The 15681-nt window shown below is 76.0% G+C and carries 2 protein-coding genes; both read right to left on the reverse strand.

Features of this window, described 5'->3' with window-relative positions:
• Positions 1-34 precede the first annotated feature (34 nt).
• Positions 35-6091 (reverse strand): type I polyketide synthase, encoded by a 6057-nt coding sequence (locus ABZX11_RS28830; protein WP_354918602.1) that lies wholly within the window; start codon positions 6089-6091, stop codon positions 35-37.
• Position 6092: 1 nt separating this feature from the next.
• On the reverse strand, positions 6093-15677 hold the full coding sequence (locus ABZX11_RS28835) for a type I polyketide synthase (RefSeq protein WP_354918605.1): 9585 nt from the start codon (positions 15675-15677) through the stop codon (positions 6093-6095).
• Positions 15678-15681: the final 4 nt, after the last annotated feature.

The raw sequence follows: 15681 nt of genomic DNA on the forward strand, positions 1-15681 counted from the left end.
TGAAGCCGAGCTGCGAACTCCGGTTCGGGGACGCTCAGGCGAGCCACCGGTCGACCACGCGTGCCACCTCCCGCCCGTTCTCCTGTTCCATCACGTTCATGTGGTTCCCCGGCACCTCGACCGTCTCGTCGGCGAAGGGGATCTCGTGCCGCCAGATGGGGTGGTCGGGACCGACGCCGTCGCCCTCCGAGGGGAGCGGGTCCAGGGCCCGGACGAACAGCATCGGCGCCTTCGTCGCGCGCGGGGTGAACGTGTCCAGCACGTTGAGGTGGCCGCCCATCCCGGTGAGCCGGGCGTGGCCGATGCGGCCGAAGAAGTCCTCGCGTGCGAACATCTCGTCGGCCAGGGTCGGCTCGATCAGCGGCAGGTCCGCGTCGAAGAAGTACGTGTCGACGAGGACCACGCCCGCCGGGGTGCGGCCGCGGTCCTCCAGGCGCAGTGCCGCCGCCGTGGCCAGCCAGCCCCCCGCCGAATAGCCGACCAGCGCGAACGGCTCCCCGTCCGCGGCCCGCTCCACCGAATCCGCCAGGAGACCGGCCATCGCGTCGAACGACGCCGGCAGCTTCTCCCGCGCGTCGGCGTACCCCGGCAGGTACACGACCGAGACGTCCCTGACGCCTTGCAGTTCGGCCGCGAACCGCGCGTAGTGCAGCGGGCTCGACGACGCCGCCAGCGTGGGGATGCAGATCAGCCGCGGCCGCGCGGGGCCGGTGGCCAGGTTGACCGGCGGCGGCAGTTCCGCCAGGTATGCCGCGTCGTCGTACTTGGGCCGCAGCCGCGCCGCCGCGCGGAGGAACTCGTTGCCGGCGACGATGTCCCGCCGTTCCCAGGCCTGGCGGTACAGGGCGTTGACGGTGTCGCCCTCGTCCGCCGGGGCGGCGGGCCGGCCGGGCGCCAGCTCCCCGGTGAGGCGGCCGGCCAGCGCCGCGGGCGTGGCCAGGTCGAAGACGACCGACACGGGCAGCCGCGTCCCGGTCGCCGCGGCGAGGCGGTTGCGCAGTTCGACCGCCGTGAGCGAGTCGAACCCGGCTTCGAGGAAGGGCTGCCCGGCGGTGATCGCGTCCGCGCCCGCGTGGCCGAGCACGACGGCGGCCTCCTGCCGCACCAGCTCCAGGACGCGGGCCCGGCGGTCCTCCTCGGACAGTCCGGCGAGCTCGCCGGCGAACGACCCGGCGGAACCGGGCGCGGTTTTCGCCGCCCGCCGGACGGGGGCCCGGACCAGCCCGCGCAGCAGCGCCGGCACCCGCTCGCCGGAGTTCCGGAGCGCGGCCCGGTCGAGCCCGATCGGCACCACGACCGCCTCTTCACCGGCGAGCGCCGCGTCGAAGAGCCGCAGACCATCCTCTTCGGACAGTGCGACGACGCCGGCGCGGGCCATCCGGTTCCGGTCGGCGGCGCCGAGACCGCCCGCCATGCCGCCGTCCTGCTGCCACAGGCCCCAGGCGAGGGCCGTCGCGGGCAGGCCGTCGGCCCGGCGCCGCTGGGCCAGCGCGTCGGCGAAGGCGTTCGCGGCGGCGTAGCCTGCCTGTCCCGGCGCGCCGAACTGGCCGGCGGCCGAGGAGAACAGGACGAACGCCGCCAGGCCGAGATCCCGGGTCAGCTCGTCGAGGACCAGGCCCCCGTCGACCTTCGGTCGCAGAACGGCGTCGAGCTGTCCGGGCCGCAGCGAGGTGAGCACGCCGTCATCGAGCACGCCGGCGGTGTGCAGCACGACGGTGAGCGGATGCGCGGCGGGCACCCCGGCGAGCAGCGCGCGAACGGCTTCCCGATCGGCGACGTCACAGGCGGCGACGGTCACATCGGCGCCCGCGCCGGTCAGCTCGGCGGCGAGGTCGGCGGCCCGTTCCGGCCGCCGGGCGGCGAGCAGCAGGTGCCGCACCCCGTGGACGCGGACGAGGTGCCGGGCGAGCACGCGGGCCAGGTCCCCGGAGCCACCGGTGAGGAGAACGGTTCCGTCGCGGTCGAAGGCGACCGGCCCGGCAGAGGAGGCGGCGGCGGTCAGCCGGGGCACGCGGGCGGCGCCGTCGCGGAGCACGAGCTGCGGCTCACCGGTGGCCACGGCACCGGCGAGCGCTGCGGCGGAGGCTTCGGTGGCGTCGCTGTCGACGAGGACGAACCGGTCCGGGTGCTCCGCCTGCGCCGACCGCAGCAGGCCCCAGAGCGGGGCTTGGACCAGATCGGGAGCGGGGGCGGCGACCGCGTTGCCGGTGACGAGCACGAGTTTCGAGCCGTCGAACCGCGCGTCTTCGACCCAGGAACGGGCGAGGGCGAGGGTGCGCTGGACGGCATCACGAACGGCGGCGGCGCGCACAGCCCCCGTGCCTGCGCCGCCGACGGCGGACGCAGCCGGGACGGCGCGCGGGACCGTGGCACCCAGGCCGGCGTCGGCCGTGCCCGGGTCACCGGCAGGTACCGTGGCCAGCACCACCGGCGGCACCGCCGTCCCCGCGTCGAGGGCCCGGCCCAGCTCCGCCAGGTCGCCGTACTTCGCCGACACCGTCACGTGTTCCGGTGCCGGGCCGACCACCGGCCACGCCGCCTGCTCGGCCGCCGCGAGTGGCAGCCCTGGCCAGTCGACCCGCAGGAGCTCGCCCGCCAGGGGTCGGTCGCCCAGCCGGCCGGCCGGGCGAAGGACCAGGGACTCCACCGTCAGCACCGGCCGGCCGGCCGGATCCCACGCCACCAGCGAAAGCGCCTCTCCCCCGGCCGGGGCGAGCCGGACCCGCAGGCTCGTCGCCCCCTCCGCGTGCAGGCGGACGCCACCCCACGCGAACGGCAGCCGCGGTACTCCCGGCTCCGCCGCCGACGCGAGGCGTGCCGCCGCGTGCAGGGCCGCGTCGAGCAGGGCCGGGTGGATGCCGAACCCGTCCGCGTCGACCGGCAGCGTCACCTCGGCGAACACCTCCTCGCCCGCTCGCCACGCGGCGTCGAGGCCCTGGAACGCCGGGCCGTAGCCGAGTCCCGCGGCCGCCAGGTCGTCGTGCAGCTCGGGGACGGACAGCTCCTCGCCCGCCGGTGGCCAGTCCGGTACCTCGCCGGGCTCCTCGCCCGCCGCCACGAGGACGGACCCCGTCGCGTGCCGCGTCCACGGCCCTTCGCCGGTCTGCGCGTGCACGCCGACCGTGCGGCGGCCCGACGGCTCGGGCGCGCCGAGCACCACCTGGACGCGGGTCGCCTCGTCCGGCAGGACCAGCGGGGCCTCGAGCGTCAGTTCTTCCAGCTGCCCGCACCCGGCTTCCTCCGCGGCCCGCAGCACCAGCTCCACGACGGCGGCCCCGGGCAGCAGCCGCTTGCCCAGCACCTCGTGGTCGCCAGTCCACGACCCGGCCGCGGCCGGGAGCCGCCCGGTCAGCACCAGTTCACCGGTCGACGGCACCGGCACGCACGCGGTGAGCAGCGGGTGCCCGATCGCGGTGAGCCCGGCGGCTTCGACGTCCCCCGTCCGCGGCGGCTCCCGGAGCCAGAAGCGCTCGCGCTGGAAGGCGTAGGTCGGCAAGTCGACAGTGCGGCCCTCCGCGACCACCGCCGCCCAGTCCGGCGCCAGCGTCGTGAGCGCGCCGAAGAGCGTTTCCGGCTCCGGCCGCCCGTCCCGCAGCCCGGGCACGAAGCGGATGTCGCCGGTGCAGGCCGGGCCCATCCCGGACAGCACGCCGCCGGGCCCGAGTTCCAGCCCGGTCGTCACGCCCGCGGTCCGCAGCTCCTCGACGGCGTCGGCGAAGCGCACGGTCGCACGGACGTGCGACACCCAGTAGTCCACAGTGGACATGTCGGCGGCGCGGGACACCGTCGAGTGCACCGGGATCCGCGGCTCGGCGAAGGTGAGGCCTTCGACGACGCGGCGGAACGTCGCCAGCATCGGCTCCATCAGCGGTGAGTGGAACGCGTGCGACACGGCGAGGGCCTTCGTCCGGCGGCCCTGCCGGGCGAACGTCTCCGCGATCCGCTCGACGTCCGCCCGCGCCCCGGACACCACGACCGCCCGCGGCCCGTTGACGGCGGCGATCCCGGTCGTGTCCCCCAGGTGCGGGCGCACTTCGGCCTCGGTGGCCTCGACGGCGGTCATCCCCCCGCCCGCGGGCAGGGCCTGCATCAGCGCGCCACGGGCGGCGACCAGCGTCGCGGCGTCGTCGAGCGAGAGGATCCCGGCGGCGTGCACGGCCGCGATCTCGCCGATCGAATGCCCGGCCAGCGCGTCCGGGAGCAGGCCCCACGACTCCAGCAGGCGGAACAGCGCGACCTCGACGGCGAACAGCGCCGGCTGCGCGTACTCGGTGCGGTCGAGGGCCTCGGCGTCCCCGAAGACGACTTCCCGCACCGGCAGCGGGAACCGCGCGCACACCGCGTCGAAGGCCTCGGCGTAGACCGGGAACCGGTCGTACAGCTCACGGCCCATGCCGGCGCGCTGGGCACCCTGGCCGGAGAATAAGAACGCCACCTTGCCCTCGGCGGCCGGTTCGGCTCGGACCCGCGCGAGCGCGTCGAGCAGCGCCGTCCGGTCCGCTCCGGCGGCCACCGCCCGGTACCCGAACCGGGACCGCGTGACGGCCAGTGACCACGCGATGTCCACAACGGACAGTTCCGGCCGCTCCGCCACGAAGGACGCCAGGCGGGCGGCCTGGTCCCGCACGGCCTGGGCGGTCCGCCCGGACAGCACCCATGGCACCACCGCGGTTTCCGGGCCCGGCGCCGGTTCCCCGTCCGAAGGCACCTGCTCGACGATCACGTGCGCGTTCGTCCCGGACAGCCCGAACGCCGACACCCCGGCCCGGCGGGGGCGTCCGGTCTCCGGCCACGCCACCGCCTCGGTGAGCAGCCGCACCGCCCCCTCGGTCCAGTCCACCTGCGGGGTCGGCTCGTCGACGTGCAACGTCCGCGGCAGCACCCCACGGCGCATCGCCTCGACCATCTTGATGACCCCGGCCACCCCCGCCGCCGCCTGCGTGTGCCCGATGTTCGACTTCACCGAACCCAGCCACAACGGCCGGTCCCCCGGCCGGTCCCGGCCGTACGTCGCCAGCAACGCCTGCGCCTCGATCGGGTCGCCCAGTCTCGTGCCGGTGCCGTGCGCTTCGACGGCGTCGACGTCCGCGGTGGACAGGCCGGCGTTCGCCAGTGCCGCCCGGATCACGCGCTGCTGCGCGGGTCCGTTCGGCGCGGTCAGGCCGCTGCTCGCGCCGTCGGAGTTGACCGCCGAGCCGCGGATCACCGCCAGCACCGGGTGACCGCGGCGACGGGCTTCGGACAGCCGTTCCAGCAGCAGGATCCCGGCCCCTTCGGCCCAGCCGGTGCCGTCCGCCGCGGCGGCGAACGGCTTGCACCGGCCGTCCGGGGCGAGGCCGCGCTGCCGGGAGAACTCGAGGAACGCAGCCGGCGTGGCCAGGACGGTGACCCCGCCGGCCAGTGCGAGCGTGCATTCCCCGCGCCGCAGCGACTCGCTCGCCAGGTGCAGCGCCACCAGCGCCGACGAGCACGCCGTGTCCACCGTGATCGCCGGGCCTTCGAGACCGAGGGTGTAGGCGATCCGGCCGGAGGCGATCCCGCCGGCGCTGCCCGTGCCGAGGAAGCCCTCGAGTCCTTCCGGCGCCCTGCCGTTCCAGACGCGGGCGCCGTACTCGGTGTAGATGACCCCGGCGAACACTCCCGTGCGGGTGCCGCGCAGCGACGCCGGGTCGATCCGGGCGCGTTCCACCGCCTCCCAGGCCGTCTCCAGCAGCAGCCGGTGCTGCGGGTCGGTGGCCAGTGCCTCGCGCGGGCTGATCCCGAAGAATCCGGCGTCGAACTCGGCCGCGCCGGGCAGGAACGCGCCCGCCGCGGTGGTGGACGTGCCGGGGTGGCCGGGGTCGGGGTCGAACAGCCCGCCGAGGTCCCAGCCCCGGTCGGCCGGGAACTCGCCGACCGCGTCGACGCCGTCGGCGACCAGCCGCCACAGCTGCTCCGGCGACTCGGCCCCGCCGGGGAAGCGGCAGGCCGTCCCGATGATCGCGATCGGCTCCCTGGCCCGTTCTTCGAGTTCGCGCAGTTTCTGCCGGGCGTCGCGTGCCTCGGTGACCGCGCGCTTGAGATAGGTGCGGAGCTGGTCCTGCTCGGCCATGTCACGCCACCCCGAAGTCGTTGTCGATGAGGTCGAAGAGTTCTTCGTCGGACGCCCCGTCGAGGTCACGGGGGCCGTCGTCCGGTGCGGCGCCGGGATCGGCGGCGAGGGCCTGCAGGCGGGTGAGGATCCGGGCCCGCGCTTCCGGCCCGGCGGTCCGGAGCGCGGCGGCCACGCCGTCGAGGCCGGCGAGGGCCGCGGCCGCGGTGTCGTCGGCGTCCCCGGCGAGCCGGGCCTCGGTGAACGCGGCCACCGCGGCCGGCGACGGGTGGTCGAAGACCAGCGTGCTCGGCAGTTTGACGCCGGTGGCGGCGCTGAGCCGGTTGCGGAACTCCACGGCGATCAGCGAGTCGAAGCCGATCTCCAGGAACCCGCGGTCGTCGCGGACCGCCGCGGCGGACGTGAATCCCAGCGCGTCCGCCGTCAGCTGCCGCACCAGGCCGAGCACGGCTTCGGCGCGCTCCGGCGGGGCCGCGCCGCGCACCCGCCGCGCGAAGCCGGCCGGGTCCGGGCCGCGGCCGGTGTCCCGCCGCCGCGGCGGCCCGGCCAGGCCGCGCAGCACCGCCGGGACCTCGGCCGGATCCTCCGCCGAGCGCAGGACGGTCGTGTCGACGCGCACCGGGACGACGACGGCGTCGTCCACAGCCAGCGCCGCGTCGAACAGTTCGAGGCCCTGGTCCGAGGACAGCGGGAGCAGGCCGATTCGGGCGCCGCGGGCGAGGTAGACGTCGCCGAGGCCGCCGCTCATCCCGCTCGGCTCGGCCCACAGGCCCCAGGCCAGCGCCTTCGCCGGCACGCCCGCGGCGCGCAACCGCCGGGCGAACGCGTCGAGGAAGGCGTTCGAGGCCGCGTAACCGGCTTGCCCGGCCGTCCCCAGCAAGCCCGCCGCCGACGAGAACAGCAGGAACGCCGCCAGGTCGTGGTCCTTCGTCACCTCGTGCAGGGCCAGTGCCGCGTCGAGCTTGGGCCGCAGCACCGTCTCGATCCGCTCGGGGGTCAGGGCCGTGACGACGCCATCGTCCAGCGCACCGGCCGCGTGCACGACCGCGGTGAGGTCCGGCAGGCCGGCCACGACCTCGGCCAGTGCGGCCCGGTCCGCCGCGTCGCACGCGTGCCAGCTGACGTCGGCACCCCGGTCGCGCAGCTCCGCCAGCAAGGCGGCGGCTTCCGGGCTGCCGGCCCCGCGCCTGCCGAGCAGCGCGAGCCGGGTGACGCCGTGGTGGCCGACCAGCCGCCGGGCCACCAAGCCGCCGATCAGCCCGGAGGCGCCGGTGACCAGCACGGTCCCGCCGCCCCACGCCGGAGCCGCCTCGCCGGGGTCCGCCCGGGTCAGGCGCGGGACGCGGAACTCGCCGTCCCGGACGGCCACCTGCGGCTCGCCGAGGGCGACAGCTGCCGCGAGGTGGTCGCCCGCCGGGTCGTCCACGAGCACGAACCGGCCGGGGTGCTCGGACTGCGCGGAGCGCACCAGGCCCCAGAGCGCGGCCTGCGCCGGGTCCGGCAGCTCCCCGGCCGCGGCCGCGACGCCGCCGCGGGTGTGCAGCACGAGCCGGTCGGTCCCGGCGCGGTGCTCGTCGCCGAGGAAGGCCTGCACGAGTTCCAGCGCCCGGAACGTCGTCCGGCGGACGGTCCCCGCCGGATCGCCGTCCTCGGCGGCGAACCCGGCCAGCAGGATCCCGCTCGCCGTCACCACGTCGTCCACTGTGGACACCTCGGTCCAGCTCGCCGTCGGCTCGGCCGGGGCCGCGACGGGCACCCAGTCGAGCCGGTGCAGCCCGTCGGTGGCCGGGCGGGCCGGTTCGGGGACCGGCCGCGTCACCAGCGCGCCGATCCGGGCGACCGGTTCCCCGGTCTCGCTCGCGACGGTCACCGCGAGCCCGTCGCCGGCCGGGGACAGCCGGACGCGCACCGCGGTGGCCTCGGCCGCGAACCGCGTGTAGCCGGTCCACGAGAACGGCAGGCCGTCCGGGGCGTTCCGCAGCCCGGACGCGTGCAGCGCGGCGTCCAGCAACGCCGGGTGCAGCCCGAAGGAGTCCGGTGCGCAGCCGTCCGGGAGGCGGACCTCGGCGTAGACGTCGTCGCCTGCCACCCAGGCCGCGTGCAGGCCGCGGAAGGCCGGGCCGTAGCCGTAACCCCGCTCGGCGAGGTCGTCGTAGAAGCCGGCCAGGTCGACGGGAACCGCGCCGGGCGGCGGCCATCCGGGCAGTCCGGTCGCGGTCGGCGCGCCCGCCGACAGCACCCCGGTGGCGTGGCGCGTCCAGGTCTCCTCGCCGCCGGTCCGGGAGTGGACGGTGACGGACCGCCGTCCCGACTCGTCCGGCGCACCGACCAGCACCTGCGTCTCGACGGTGCCGGTCGTCCCGAGCACCAGCGGTGCTTCGAGCGTCAGTTCGCCGACGTCCGGGCACCCGGTCCGCTCGCCCGCGGCGCTCGCGAGTTCGAGGAAACCGGTGCCGGGGAACAGGATCACGCCGTGCACGGCGTGATCGGCGAGCCACGGCTGTCGCGCGACGCTCAGCCGTCCGGCGAACGCGACTTCCGCGCGCCCGGCCACGGCGACGACCGCGCCGAGCAGCGGGTGCCCGGAGCCGGGTGGCCCGTCCGGCGAACCGCCGGACGGCGCACCGCGGTCCAGCCAGAACCGCTCGCGCTCGAACGGGTAGGTGGGCAGCGGGACGCGCCGCGCGTCCGGGAAGAACGACCGCCAGTCGACGGGAACACCCCGCACGTGCAGGGTGGCCACCGATTCGGCGAACCGGTCCGTGCCGCCGTCGTCGCAACGCAGGGTGCCGGTCACCACCGCGTCGGCGCCCCGGTTCTCGACGGTTTCCAGCAGCGCGTTCAGCAGCACCGGGTGCGGCCCGACCTCGACGAACGCCGTGTGCCCCAGCCCGGCGAGCCGCTCGACGACCGGTTCGAGCAGCACGGTCTGCCGCAGGTTCCGGTACCAGTAACCGGCGTCTGTCTCCGGGCCGTCCAGCCGTTCGCCGGTGACGGTCGACCAGAACGCGATCTCGGGCACCCGCGGCCGGATCGGGGCCAGCTCGCGCAGCAGCCGGTCGTGGATCCGCTCGACGTGCGCCGAGTGCGAGGCGTAGTCCACCGGCACCGCCCGGGCCCGCACGCCTTCGCCGTCGCAGTACGCGATCAGCTCACCCAGTGCGTCGGGATCACCCGAGACCACTGTGGACGACGGCCCGTTGACGGCGGCGAGCGCGAGCCGGCCGCCCCAGCGGGCCGGCAGGTCCGCCGCCGCGGCTACGGGCAGGGCGACCGAGACCATCCCGCCCTGCCCGGCCAGCTCGCCCAATGCCTTGCTGCGCAGGGTGACCACGCGCGCGGCGTCCGAAAGGGACAGTGCACCGGAGACGCACGCCGCGGCGATCTCGCCCTGCGAGTGCCCGACGACCGCGTCCGGCTCGACGCCGGCGGACTGCCAGAGCCGGGCCAGGGAAACCATCATCGCGAACAGCGCCGGTTGCACGACGTCGACGCGGTCCAGGCCTGGTGCACCGGGTTCGCCGAGCAGCACGCCGGTCACCGACCAGCCGGCGAACTCGCCGAGTGCGGCGTCGCATTCGGCCATCCGCTTGGCGAACACCTCCGACTCGCGCAGCAGCCGCGCACCCATCCCCGCCCACTGGCCGCCCTGGCCGGGGAAGACGAACACGGTCCGGCCGGGGCTCGTCGCGGCGCCGGAGACCACCGAGGACGCCGGGCCACCCGCCGCGAGTGCCTGCAGCGCCGCCCGCGGGTCCGCGGCCGGCAGCACCACGGCGCGGTGCTCGAACAGCGGGCGCGCGGCCAGGGACGCACCCAGATCCGCCCACCGGACGTCCTCTTCACCATCCACGTGGGACAGCAAGCGGGCGGCCTGCGCGGCCAGCGCGGTCCCGGTCTTCGCCGACAGGACAAGCGGCCCGGCCGCCGGGGCCGGTCGCGGGCGCTCGCGCACCGGTGCCTGTTCGAGCACGACGTGCGCGTTGGTGCCGCTCATGCCGAACGACGAGACACCGGCCCGGCGCGGCCGGCCGCCGTCGGGCCACGCCACGGCCTCGGTGAGCAGCCGCACCGCGCCCGCGGTCCAGTCCACCTGCGGCGTCGGCTCGTCGGCGTGCAACGTCCGCGGCAGCACGCCGTGCCGCATCGCCGCCACCATCTTGATCACCCCGGCCACCCCGGCCGCCGCCTGCGTGTGCCCGATGTTCGACTTCACCGAACCCAGCCACAGCGGCGTTTCCCGGTCCTGGCCGTAGGTCGCCAGCAGTGCCTGCGCCTCGATCGGGTCGCCGAGTTCCGTGCCGGTGCCGTGCGCTTCCACGACGTCCACGTCGGACGGCCGGAGCCCGGCCCGCGCCAGCGCGTCCCGGATCACCCGTTGCTGCGAAGGGCCGTTCGGCGCGGTGAGGCCGTTGCTCGCGCCGTCGGAGTTGACCGCGGAACCGCGGATCACCGCCAGCACCTCGTGGCCGTGGCGCTCGGCGTCGGAGAGCCGTTCCAGCAGGAGCACACCCGCGCCTTCTCCCCAGGCCGTCCCGTCGGCGGCGGCCGAGAACGGCTTGCACCGCCCGTCCGGGGCCAGCCCGCGCTGCCGCCCGAACTCGACGAACGCGCCGGGGTTGCTCATCACGGTCACGCCGCCGGCCAGTGCCAGTGTGCATTCGCCGCGCCGCAGCGACTCGGCCGCCAGGTGCAGCGCCACCAGGGACGACGAACACGACGTGTCGATCGACAGGGCCGGGCCTTCCAGGCCGAAGGTGTAGGCCACCCGGCCGGCCACGACGCTGGAGGCGATGCCGGTGAGCAGGTGCCCGGCCGCGGCTCCGGCGGCCGAGTCCCACGGCGGGCCGTAGCCCTGGTGCGTCACACCGGCGAACACGCCGGTGCGGCTGCCGCGCAGGCCGTGCGGATCCAGGCCGGCGCGTTCGACGGCCTCCCACGAGATCTCCAGCAGCAGCCGCTGCTGCGGGTCCATCGCCCTGGCCTCCCGCGGGCTGATGCCGAAGAACGCGGCGTCGAACCCGGCAGCGTCGTCGAGGAAGCCGCCGGAGCGGGTGTAGGTCTTGCCGGGGAGGCCCGGCTCGGGGTCGTACAACTCCCCGAGGTCCCAGCCGCGGTCGGCCGGGAAGCCCGAGACGGCGTCGCGGCCCTCGCGGACGAGGTCCCAGAACTCCTCCGGCGTGCCGGCACCGCCGGGGAACCGGCAGGCGATGCCGACGACGGCGATCTGCTCGTCGGCGGCGACAGGTGCGGCCGCAGGTTCGCCGAGGACGGTTCCCAGCGCCGTGCGGTGCAGTTCCGCGGCGAGCGCGGTGACGTCCGGGTGGTCGAACACGACGGTCGCCGGCAGCCGCAGCCCGGTCTCGCCGTTGAGCCGGTCGCGCAGCTCGACGGCGGTGAGCGAGTCGAACCCGAGTTCGCGGAAGGCACGGCCGGGGTCGACGCCGCCCGGCTCCTGGTGCCCGAGCACCGCGGCGACGTGCCCGCGGACCAGCGCGGTGACGAAGGGCAGCCGGTCGGCCTCGGGCACCTGCGCCAGCCGGGCCGCGAGCGGCGTGGTCCCGGCCGGGGCGGGGGCCGCGAACCGCCGTGCTTCGGGTAGTTCGTCCAGGAGGAAGCCGGGCCGACCGGCGGTGAAGGCGGGCACAAAGGCGGCCCAGTCGATGTCGGCGACGACGACGGCGGTTTCCCCGTGGTCGAGAGCGTGCTGCACCGCGGCGACCGCGCGCCGGGGCGGCATCGCGGCGAGACCGCGACGGCGCAGGTGCTCCTCGACGCCGTCGTGGGCCGACATCCCGGTTCCGCCCCACGCGCCCCAGGCGATGGCCGTGGCCGGCAGACCGCGAGCGCGGCGGCGCTGCGCGAGGGCGTCGAGGTAGGCGTTCGCGGCCGCGTAGGCCGCTTGGCCGTCGGCGCCCCAGACCCCCGAAATGGAGGAGAACAGCACGAAGGCGTCCAGGTCGGTGCCGGCGAGCAGGTCGTCGAGGTGGGCCGCGCCGGCGGCCTTGGGCGCGGCGACCCGGGCCAGCTCGGCGGCGCTCGTGCCGTCGAGCGGGGTGAACTGCGGGACGCCTGCGGCGTGGACGACGGCGTTCGGCGGGTGCTCGGCCAGCAGCGCGGCGAGCGCGGCGCGGTCGGCGACGTCGCACGCGGCGACGGTCACCCGGGCGCCGAGCGCGGTCAGTTCGTCTCGCAGGTCCGCGGCGCCCGGCGCTTCGAGCCCTCGGCGGCTGCCGAGGACCAGGTGCTCGGCGCCGTTCTCGGCGAGCCACCGGGCGACGTGCGCGCCGAGCGTGCCGGTGCCGCCGGTCACCAGGACCGTTCCGCGCGGGCGCCACGGCCGTTCGGGGGCGGTGGCGGGGGCCGCCGCCCGGACCAGCCGACGGCCGTGGACGGCGTCCCGGCGGACCGCGACCCGGTCCTCGCTCGCCGTGCCGAGCAGGCCGGCGAACCGCGGCACCGCGCCGGCGGCGACGTCGGCGAGCCGGAGTTCGCGCTCCGGCGCCTCCAGCGCGGCCACCTGGCCGAGGCCCCAGATCCGGGCCTGGTCGGGGTCGGGGGTTTCGGCCGGGTCCACCGCGACGCCGGACCACGTGACGAGCCAGCACGGCGCGTCGATCCCCTCCAGGGCTTGCAGGGCGACGGTGGTGAGCGCCAGCCCCGCCGGGATCTCCGGGTGCCCGGGATGGGGCGTGGTCCCGGCGGCCAGGAGCGAAAGAACACCGGCGGGGGTCGTGTCGCCCAGTGCGGCGTGAAGGTGTTCGGCAACGGCGTGGCGGTCGAGGCCGGTGTCGAGCGTGACGGTGACGGCGTCCGGATCCAGGGCATGGCGGATCTCCCCGGCCCAGGACGCGCCATCGGCCGGGAGCAGGACCAGCCAGGTGCCCGATGGCGGGGTCGCGGGCCGCTCCGGCAGGGCCGGCCACGTGATCCGGTAGCGCCACGGATCGCCGGCAGGCTGGTCGTGCTCGAGCCAGAACCGCTCGCGCTGGAAGGCGTAGGCAGGCAGGTCGACGGTCCGCGCGCCGGCGAAGAACGCCGGCCAGTCGGCGTCCCGGACGTGCCCGAGCGCGGTCACGGCGGTGACCGTCTCGGCCTCCCCCGCTCGCAGGGCGGGGACGAAGGTGAGGTCTTCGGCGCACTCGGCACCCATCGCGGACAGCACGGCGTCCGGCCCGAGTTCGACGCAGGTCGTCACGCCCGCCAGGGCCAGCGCGCCGACCGCGTCGGCGAAGCGGACGGTCGCGCGCACGTGCTCGACCCAGTAGCCGGGAGTGGCCGGGTCCGCCGACGGCGAGACGGCCGAGACGAGCGGAATCCGGGGCCGCGCGTAGGACAGCCCGGCGGCGACCGCCCGGAATTCTTCCAGCATCGGCTCGACCAGGGGCGAATGGAAGGCGTGCGACACGTCGAGCCGCTTGGTCCGCCGCCCGAGTCCGGTGAAGTGGGCGGCGATCGCGGCAACGGCGTCTTCGGCACCGGAGACGACGACGGCTTCGGGCCCGTTGACGGCGGCGATGTCGGCGGTGGCGGCCAGCCGCGGACGCACTTCGGCTTCGGCCGCCTGGATCGCGACCATCGCACCGGTCTCCGGCAGGGCCTGCAGCAGCCTCCCACGGGCGGCGACCAGCTTTCCGGCGTCGGCCAGGGAAAGCACCCCGGCGGCGTGGGCCGCCGCGAGCTCGCCGACCGAATGGCCCGCCAGCCGGTCCGGGCGGGCACCCCACGACTCGAACAGCCGGTAGAGCGCCACTTCCAGGGCGAAGATCGCCGGCTGGGCCAGGTCCGTCCGGGTCAGCTCGGCGCCGCCGAGCACGAGGTCGCGGTCGATCCCCGCGGCGGCGCACGCTTCGTCGAAGGCCCGCGCGTACACCGGGTACCGCTCGTGCAGCTCGCGCCCCATCCCCCGGCGCTGGCTGCCCTGGCCGGTGAAGAGGAACGCGGGCTTCCCGCCCGCGACCCGCCGCGGCCGCACGGTCTCGAACGCCGCCAGCAGGGTGTCCCGATCCGCACCGGCGACGACGATCCGGTGCTCCCACGCGGACCGGGTGGTGAGCAGGGAAAACCCGATGTCCGACGGGGACAGTTCCGGGTGTTCCGCCGCGAAGGCACGCAAGCGCGCGGCCTGGTCCCGGGCCGCGGCCGGGGTCGCGCCGGTGACCACCCAGGGCACCACACCCTCGTGCGTGCCCGGTTCGCCGCCCTCCGGCGCCTGCTCGAGGACGACATGCGCGTTGGTCCCGGAGATCCCGAACGACGACACCCCCGCCCGCCGCGGGCGGCCGGTCTCCGGCCACGGCACCGGTTCGGACAGCAGGGAGATCGCCCCCGCGGTCCAGTCCACCTGCGGGGTCGGCTCGTCGAGGTGCAGGGACTTCGGCAGCACGCCGTGGCGCATCGCCTGCACCAGCTTGATGATGCTCGCGACACCCGCCGCGGCCTGGGTGTGGCCGAGGTTGGACTTCACCGAGCCCAGCCACAGCGGGGTTTCCCGGTCCTGGCCGTAGGTGGCCAGGAGGGCCTGCGCCTCGATCGGGTCACCCAGCCGGGTGCCGGTACCGTGGGCCTCCACCACGTCGACGTCCGATGGGGACAGTCCGGCGTTCGCCAGTGCGGACCGGATCACCTGCTGCTGCGCCGGTCCGTTCGGGGCGGTCAGGCCGCTGCTCGCCCCGTCGGAGTTGATCGCCGAGCCCCGGACGACCGCGAGCACCGGGTGCCCCAGCCGCCGCGCGTCGGACAGCCGCTCGACCAGCAGCATGCCGACGCCTTCGCTCAGCGCCGTCCCGTCGGCGCCGGCGGCGAACGAGCGGCACCGCCCGTCGGCCGACAGCGCACCCTGCCGGGCGAACTCGACGAACATCATCGGCGTCGCCAGCACGGCGACCCCGCCGGCCAGCGCCAGCGCGCATTCGCCGCGGCGCAGGGATTCACAAGCCAGGTGCAGGGCCACCAGGGACGACGAGCACGCCGTGTCGACGGTGACCGCGGGACCGGCCAGGCCGAGGGTGTAGGAGATCCGGCCCGAGGCGACGCTGCCGGAGATCCCGGTGCTGAGGTAGCCCTCGAGGTCCTCCGGCGCGCGGCTCAGCCAGGACCCGTAGTCGTGGTAGACGAGCCCCGCGAACACCCCGGTCCGGCTGCCGCGCAGGGAAAGCGGGTCGATCCGCGCGTGCTCGATCGCCTCCCACGAAGCTTCGAGCAGCAGCCGCTGCTGCGGGTCCATCGAGAGGGCTTCGCGCGGGCTGATCCCGAAGAAGGCCGGGTCGAAGTCGGCGACGCCGTCGAGGAAGCCGCCCGAGCGCGTGTAGGTGGTGCCGGGCCGGTCGCGGTCGGCGCTGTAGAGCGCGTCGAGGTCCCAGCCGCGGTCGTTGGGGAACCCGGAGATGACGTCGGCGCCGGAGGTGACGACCTGCCACAGGTCCGCCGGCTCCCGGACGCCGCCGGGGAACCGGCAGCTCATCCCGACGACGGCGATCGGCTCGGCGGCCCCGGCGGTCAGTTCCCGGTTCCGGTGCTTGAGCCGCTCGTTCTCCTTGAGCGCGGCGCGCAGGGCCTCGACGATCTGTTCGGGCGTGGTGGTCATCGTC

It is taken from the genome of Amycolatopsis sp. NPDC004169 (genome assembly GCF_040610315.1).
Classification (GTDB): Bacteria; Actinomycetota; Actinomycetes; order Mycobacteriales; family Pseudonocardiaceae; genus Amycolatopsis.

Excerpts from the sequence above, each read along its gene's own strand:
- ABZX11_RS28830 (WP_354918602.1), bottom strand. The coding sequence starts at position 6,091 with ATGGCCGAGCAGGACCAGCTCCGCACCTATCTCAAGCGCGCGGTCACC.
- ABZX11_RS28835 (WP_354918605.1), bottom strand. The coding sequence starts at position 15,677 with ATGACCACCACGCCCGAACAGATCGTCGAGGCCCTGCGCGCCGCGCTC.